At 41.1% G+C, this 348-nt stretch carries 1 protein-coding gene; it reads left to right on the top strand.

Features of this window, described 5'->3' with window-relative positions:
* Positions 1 to 33: 33 nt before the first annotated feature.
* The coding region (locus PL9214_RS29785; protein WP_139295237.1) for a four helix bundle protein at positions 34 to 348 on the top strand (315 nt) is incomplete at its 3' end.

Raw genomic sequence — 348 nt, 5'->3', positions numbered from 1 at the left:
AACAAGGAGATGAGGAGATGAGGGGGATAAGAGATGGGGGAAGAAAGGAGGAAAATTATTAGAACTCATGAAGACTTGGAGGTGTATCAGTTATCCTTTCAGGGAGCCATGCAGATTTTTAAAGTATCCCAGAGATTTCCTATAGAAGAACGATATTCTCTAACCGATCAAATTCGACGTTCTTCTCGTTCTGTCTGTGCTAATTTAGCGGAAGCTTGGAGAAAACGGAGATATGAAGCCGCTTTCATTGCTAAACTCAATGATTCAGAAGCCGAAGCCAGTGAAACTCAAGTCTGGATTAAATTTGCGGTTCAATGTGGATATTTAAACACACAGACGGGTCAAGAA

Source organism: Planktothrix tepida PCC 9214 (assembly GCF_900009145.1).
Classification (GTDB): domain Bacteria; phylum Cyanobacteriota; class Cyanobacteriia; order Cyanobacteriales; family Microcoleaceae; genus Planktothrix; species Planktothrix tepida.
This window is presented reverse-complemented; position numbering and strand designations above follow the sequence as displayed.